Genomic DNA, 5,201 nt, shown 5'->3' on the forward strand with positions numbered 1-5,201 from the left:
AGGTTCGCCGGCACCGTTCAGGTCGTCGTGAACCCCGTGGCGATCCGCTAGCTGAACACCGCCGCGACGTGACCCGCGCGAGGGTCCCCGTCACGTAGTTCGAGATAGATGGCCGCCGTGCCGAGCGCGTAGGGCATGTCGAAAATCAATCCCGACACCGCCCCGAGGAACACGGTCTGGGCGGCCGTGGGCGTCTCCCCCCAGACGGCGACGCCCAGGAAATCCAGCGCCACCAAGGCGATCATCAGGACGATCACGCCGATCACATAGATGCCGAAGATCGCCCACCTCGATCCGCGGGTGAGGTCCGCGCTACGACGGATGGCCTCGGTCGGCGACAGCCGTTCGGCCACCAGCGCCGCGCCGCCGGCGGCCCAGGCGACGCTCATCATCACCCCCGGCACGATCAGCAATATCAGCCCGACCATGATCGCCAGCCCGGTGAGGATGCTAAAGCCAAACAGCGCCGGGATCCTGGAGAGGGCGAGCGACAGGTTGTCGAGAGGTGTACCGGGGCGGCCTTCCTCGATGGCGACCATGTTCGTGGCGATGAAGCCCGTGAGGACCAGGCCGACCAGCGAGGCCACGGCCAGGTAGAGGCCAAAGGCGCCGAATTCCTCCCTGACGGCATAGATTTCGCCCATCCCACCAAGCACGCCGGCCACGATCCCGAAGCCGCAGCAGATGGACAGCCGCACCGGATCGTTTGCGGCCTGCAAGGCGCGCCTCACCACCCCGTCCAGCGTCAGGCGCTTGGCCTCACCCGTCAGAGTCACCATGGCGCCTCCCCCTCGCCGCCAAGGAAGCCACGAAGCTCGGCCGGTGTCAGCCCTTATCGGCCGCCCGGATCTCGTCCCAGAGGGCGTCCATCTCGGCGAGGTCGGACTGCGCCGGCGTTTTGCCGCGTTCCTTCAGCCGCAGCTCGATGTAGCGGAATCTGCGGGCGAACTTGGCGTTGGAGCTGCGCAGGGCGTCTTCGGGCTCCAGGTCCAGCTTGCGGGCGAGGTTGGCGACCACGAACAGGATATCGCCCAGCTCGTCACGCATCTTGGCCTTATCGCCCGCGGCGATTTCGGCCTGCAGTTCGCCGAGTTCCTCGTGCAGCTTGCCTATGACGTGCTCGGCGTTCGGCCAGTCGAAGCCGACGCGGGCGGCGCGGCCGGTCAGCTTTACGGCCCGGGTAAGGGCGGGCAGGCCGGTCGGCACCTCGTCGAGCAGGCTTTCGGCCCGGCCCTTCTTCTCCCGCTCGGCGGCCTTGACCTCCTCCCAGGCGGCGGTCTGCTCGGCGCTGGTGCGGACCTGCGCCTCCCCGAACACGTGCGGGTGGCGGCGGATCATCTTCTCGGAGATGGCGTCGGCCACGTCGTCAAATGCGAAGGCGCCCTGTTCCTCGGCCATCCGGGAATGGAAGACCACCTGCAGCAGCAGATCGCCCAATTCCTCCTTCAGGTCCTTCAGGTCGCCGCGCTCGATGGCGTCGGCCACCTCGTAGGCTTCCTCCACCGTGTAGGGGGCGATGGTGGCGAAGGTCTGCTCCAGGTCCCAGGCGCAGCCGTCCGTCGGGTCGCGCAGCCGGGCCATGATGGCCAACAGCCGGTCGATGGGCCGCTCACTGGGCGGGGCGGACGGTGGCATGGATCTCTTCTGCGAATTTGGGCTCGGCGCCCATCTCGGGGGCGGCTTCGGCCAAGTCACGCTCGGCCAGGGCGGCGCGGATCTGCGCGTGCTTCTCTGCGGTGAGCGGGAAGGAGAGGATGATCCAGCTGGCCAGCAGCGCCAGCAGGATCGGCAGCACCAGGAACATCACCTGTAGGCCCGCCAGACCCTCGTTTCCGCCCCCGGTCCGGGCGTCGAAGCCGATCAGCTCCAGCCCGACGAAGGTGATCCCGATGGCCGCCGCCGAGCCGATCTTCACCGTGCCCGAGAGGATGGCGAACAGCAGGCCGGTGCGGTCGACGCCGCTGGCCAACCTCTCCTCGTCGGCGATGTCGGCCATCATGGCCCGCAGCAGGAAGGCGCCGGCGGAGTAGGGCAGGCCGATCAGGAACATCATGATCGCTGCGCCCAGGTAGTTGCCGGCCGGCAGGAAGTACACGGCCGCGGTGACGATGGCGTAGAAGACGCCGGAGATGGCCAGCGCCCGGTGCTTGCCGGTCTTGAAGGCCATCCGCGTCCAGATCGGCGCGCCGATCAGCCCGCCGATGAAATAGACCAGCAGCAGGGTGCCCGCGGCGGCATGGTCGAAGCCCTTCACCCGCTCGAAGTAGAAGAAGAACAGGCCGCCGGTGATCGCCGGCCCGGTGCCGACGAACAGGTCGGCCAGCAGCAGCTTGAAGACGCTGGGGCGGCGGATCAGGGCCAGGTATTCGCGAAGGCCCGCCTTGTGCGGCGCGTGGGTGACGATCTGCTCGGGCACCGTCGCCACCGCCAGGCCGACGGTGAGCGGCATCAGCGCCAGGATGAACCAGCCCATGGCGGCGACGCCGGCCGCATCGCCGCTGACTCCCGCGGCGCTCAGCAGCGGCGCCAGGGTCAGGACCAGGATGATGCCTATGACGTTGCCGCCCTGCCACCAGGCGTAGATGCGGCTGCGCTGGTCGTAGTTCGGCGACAAGCCCGCCGCCCAGGCGAGCTGGGCCAGGGTGGTGATCGAGAAGCCGGCGTAGATCACCAGCAGCCACAGCCAGAGGTATCCGACCCCGACCCCTCGCTCGGCCATGAACAGCATGTAGGTCGACAGCATCACGATCGGGGTGCCGATCACGAACCACAGCTTGAAGCGGCCGAACCGGCTGCGGGTGCGGTCCATGACCCCGCCGATGAAGGGGTCGAACAGGATGTCGAGCAACCGAACGCCCATGAAGGCCAGGCCCACCGCCGCCAGCGGCAGGCCGAGCTCGTTGGCGTAATGCTCTGGCAGGTAGACGACCAGGGGCAGGCCCAGCCCCGCCATCGGCAGACAGGGCCCGGCGAGGGCCGCCAAGGTCCAGCTGGACCGCCTTTCGGACTGCATCAGCGACCCTCGAAAACGGCTGTGGCGCGCGGCCGATCTGACCGCGCGCCACAGGGAAGTAAAGACCTAACGCCGCATGGCGGCTGTGCGCTTATCGCTGCGCCAGCGCCTGGCCGCGGCCGAGCCGGCCGGCGAACCGCTCGATGGTCCACTCGGCGTCGGACCAGGTCGAGCCGTAGGCGGCCTGGCGGATGTCGGTCTCGTACCAGCGGTAGCTGATGGGGGTGACCGCGCCGTCCGCAGAGATGGCGCGGCCCTCGATGGTCGCGCCGCCGACGCCGAAGCTCTGGAACGACAGGCCCGGCGTGTCGCCAAGCTGCTTGAAGGTGGGCCGGTTGGGCTTGGCGTCCACCAGCACCAGCTCGAGCCGGCCGCCGCCGCCCAGGGCGCCGGAGCGGGCCAGGGCCTGTTCCGCCTCGCGCTGCAGCTCGTCAGCGAGCCGCTGCACGTCGCGGACGCCATAGGTCTTTTCGGCCTTCTCCTGAAGCTCGGGGCCGATGGCCACCGAGACGCTGGAGACGGAGGGAAGGGGAGAGGCGAAGGCGGCAGGCGCCAGGCTCAGGGCTGCGGCCGCCGCGAGGGCGAGAGTGCGCATGTAAGGCTCCGAAGGCACGGGAACTGATCCCCGTCAGATGGGATGCGCCGCAGCCTTCCGCCAGCCCGGCAGTTGAGCTTCGGGCGCAGTCATTCACCCTTTCGCCGGGTAGCTGAACCATTGCTGAACGGGAACGGCCCTCCCGGGTCGGAGTTGGAGCTTCGGAGGCTCCCGATGACCGAACCGACCTCGCCCGCGCCCACCCACCTCGATGCGCGCGACCCCGGAAAGCCGCGAAAGCTCGATATCCGCGAGGAGATCGACCGCGAGCTCGACGCCTACCCCAGCACCGACGACCTCGTGCTGCTGGTGCCGGAGGACTGCTGGGACGATCTGACCCGCCAGCTCGGCGAAGAGGCTGCGGCGGAGGAGGCGAGCTACAACGGCGTCCGTCTCAAGAAGGCCGCCGTCAGCGCCGTCGTCGCCCAGGACGGCTTCTAGCGGCGGATCAGCAGCCCAAGCAGCAGGCCGACGCCGGCGGCGATGGCCACCGCCTCGTAAGGCCGGGTGCGGATGAACTCGTCGGCGTCCGTGCCGGTCAGCTGGGCCCGTTCGCTGACCTTGCCGTACGCCTGCTGGGCCGCGCCGCGGACCTGGCGGATCTTGCCCTCGGCCTGCATCTTCAGGTCGCCCGTCAGCGCCCCGATCGCGTCCTGGACCTTGCCGGCCGTGGTGTTGGCCGCGCCCTGAGCGCGGGTCTCGTCGATGGTCATTCGCCCTCTCCCTAATGGCGCACGCAGCTTCACAACTCCGCAGGCCGCGCGATGTTCCGCTCAAGCTTGTGGTGCGACGTGGCGTCGCAGGCGAGCTCAGGTTTAGCCGGTATTAGGCATGAGCGCCCCCTCATGCGCGTCAAAAGCGGAGGGGTGGATGACGTCGCACGTGAGGGTCGAGGGGAGTCTTCCGGCCACCGTGGCCAGCGCGTTCGATGCACTCGCCTGGGAGATGGAGCTCGCCGGCGCCCGCTGCACGCTGCTGGACAACGCTATCGGCGAGTTGGTCGCGACCCTGCCGCCCGAGCATCAGGCCAGGGCGATCGGTGAGATGCACGCCGTTGACCTGCTCAGCCAACAGTTGACGGCGCTGTCGTCCTTCGCGCGCAAGGTTGGCGGGCAGGTGTCCCACGACGTGGCCGTGGATGTTCACTTCGCCCTCAGCGACATCACCCTCAGCGCCGTCGCCGACCGCATGCTGGCGGCCCTCGGCGGCAAGTCGCAGAAGATCTTCGAGGCCGAGGGCGCCGGAGAACTCGATCTCTTCTAGGTTGAACTATGCCGCCAGCCGGTCTTCAGCGACGTCGGCGGGCGCAGGCGCGCCGGGATAGCGCTCTTCCTCCATCGCCGCGCGACGGGTCAGCTCGTCGTGCAGCCGGTAGAGCCGCCGCCGCTCACCACGGTCGGCGCGAAGGATTCGCTCGCAGATCGAGCCGATCGCGCCGGAGCGGCCGAACTGCAGCTCGAGTTCGTCGGCTTCGAGGGAAATCTCCAGCGATCGCCGCTGGTTAGAGAGCATCGATATCATGGTCGCACCGTTCAAACCTTAACGGAATGTGGCCACTTTGTGACTCGCAGGAGTTAACAACTCCTTCCAACC

Annotated in this window: 8 protein-coding genes; 2 read left to right on the top strand and 6 right to left on the bottom strand. The window is 68.5% G+C overall.

Features of this window, described 5'->3' with window-relative positions:
• Nucleotides 1–47: 47 nt before the first annotated feature.
• The 4 genes from VHK87_RS07530 to VHK87_RS07545 form a co-directional block, all read right to left on the bottom strand.
• Nucleotides 48–779 (bottom strand): YciC family protein, encoded by a 732-nt coding sequence (locus VHK87_RS07530; RefSeq protein ID WP_329634287.1) that lies wholly within the window; start codon nucleotides 777–779, stop codon nucleotides 48–50.
• A 46-nt stretch (nucleotides 780–825) separates the two neighbouring features.
• Nucleotides 826–1,635: a nucleoside triphosphate pyrophosphohydrolase gene (gene mazG, locus VHK87_RS07535; protein WP_329634288.1), complete on the bottom strand. Its 810-nt coding sequence runs from the start codon at nucleotides 1,633–1,635 to the stop codon at nucleotides 826–828.
• Nucleotides 1,610–3,013: an MFS transporter gene (locus tag VHK87_RS07540; protein WP_329634289.1), complete on the bottom strand. Its 1,404-nt coding sequence runs from the start codon at nucleotides 3,011–3,013 to the stop codon at nucleotides 1,610–1,612. Before VHK87_RS07540 ends, mazG begins: the two co-directional genes overlap by 26 nt.
• A 91-nt stretch (nucleotides 3,014–3,104) precedes the next feature.
• Complete coding sequence (locus tag VHK87_RS07545; RefSeq protein ID WP_329634290.1) at nucleotides 3,105–3,608, bottom strand: hypothetical protein; 504 nt, start codon at nucleotides 3,606–3,608, stop codon at nucleotides 3,105–3,107.
• Between the two features lie 174 nt (nucleotides 3,609–3,782).
• On the opposite strand from VHK87_RS07545, the gene VHK87_RS07550 reads away from it, so the two are divergent.
• Complete coding sequence (locus VHK87_RS07550) at nucleotides 3,783–4,049, top strand: hypothetical protein (protein ID WP_329634291.1); 267 nt, start codon at nucleotides 3,783–3,785, stop codon at nucleotides 4,047–4,049.
• Here the strand turns inward: VHK87_RS07550 and VHK87_RS07555 are convergent.
• On the bottom strand, nucleotides 4,046–4,321 hold the full coding sequence (locus tag VHK87_RS07555) for a CsbD family protein (protein ID WP_329634292.1): 276 nt from the start codon (nucleotides 4,319–4,321) through the stop codon (nucleotides 4,046–4,048). The genes VHK87_RS07550 and VHK87_RS07555 overlap by 4 nt on opposite strands.
• Before the next feature lie 157 nt (nucleotides 4,322–4,478).
• Between VHK87_RS07555 and VHK87_RS07560 the strand changes: the two genes are divergently transcribed.
• Nucleotides 4,479–4,871 (top strand): hypothetical protein, encoded by a 393-nt coding sequence (locus VHK87_RS07560; RefSeq protein ID WP_329634293.1) that lies wholly within the window; start codon nucleotides 4,479–4,481, stop codon nucleotides 4,869–4,871.
• Nucleotides 4,872–4,877: 6 nt separating this feature from the next.
• On the opposite strand, the gene VHK87_RS07565 is transcribed toward VHK87_RS07560, so the two are convergent.
• Nucleotides 4,878–5,129 carry a hypothetical protein gene (locus VHK87_RS07565; protein ID WP_329634294.1) on the bottom strand — a complete coding sequence of 84 codons (252 nt, stop codon included), beginning with the start codon at nucleotides 5,127–5,129 and terminating at the stop codon, nucleotides 4,878–4,880.
• Nucleotides 5,130–5,201 lie beyond the last annotated feature (72 nt).

The organism is Phenylobacterium sp. (assembly GCF_036263695.1).
In the GTDB taxonomy this organism is placed as follows: Bacteria; Pseudomonadota; Alphaproteobacteria; order Caulobacterales; family Caulobacteraceae; genus Phenylobacterium.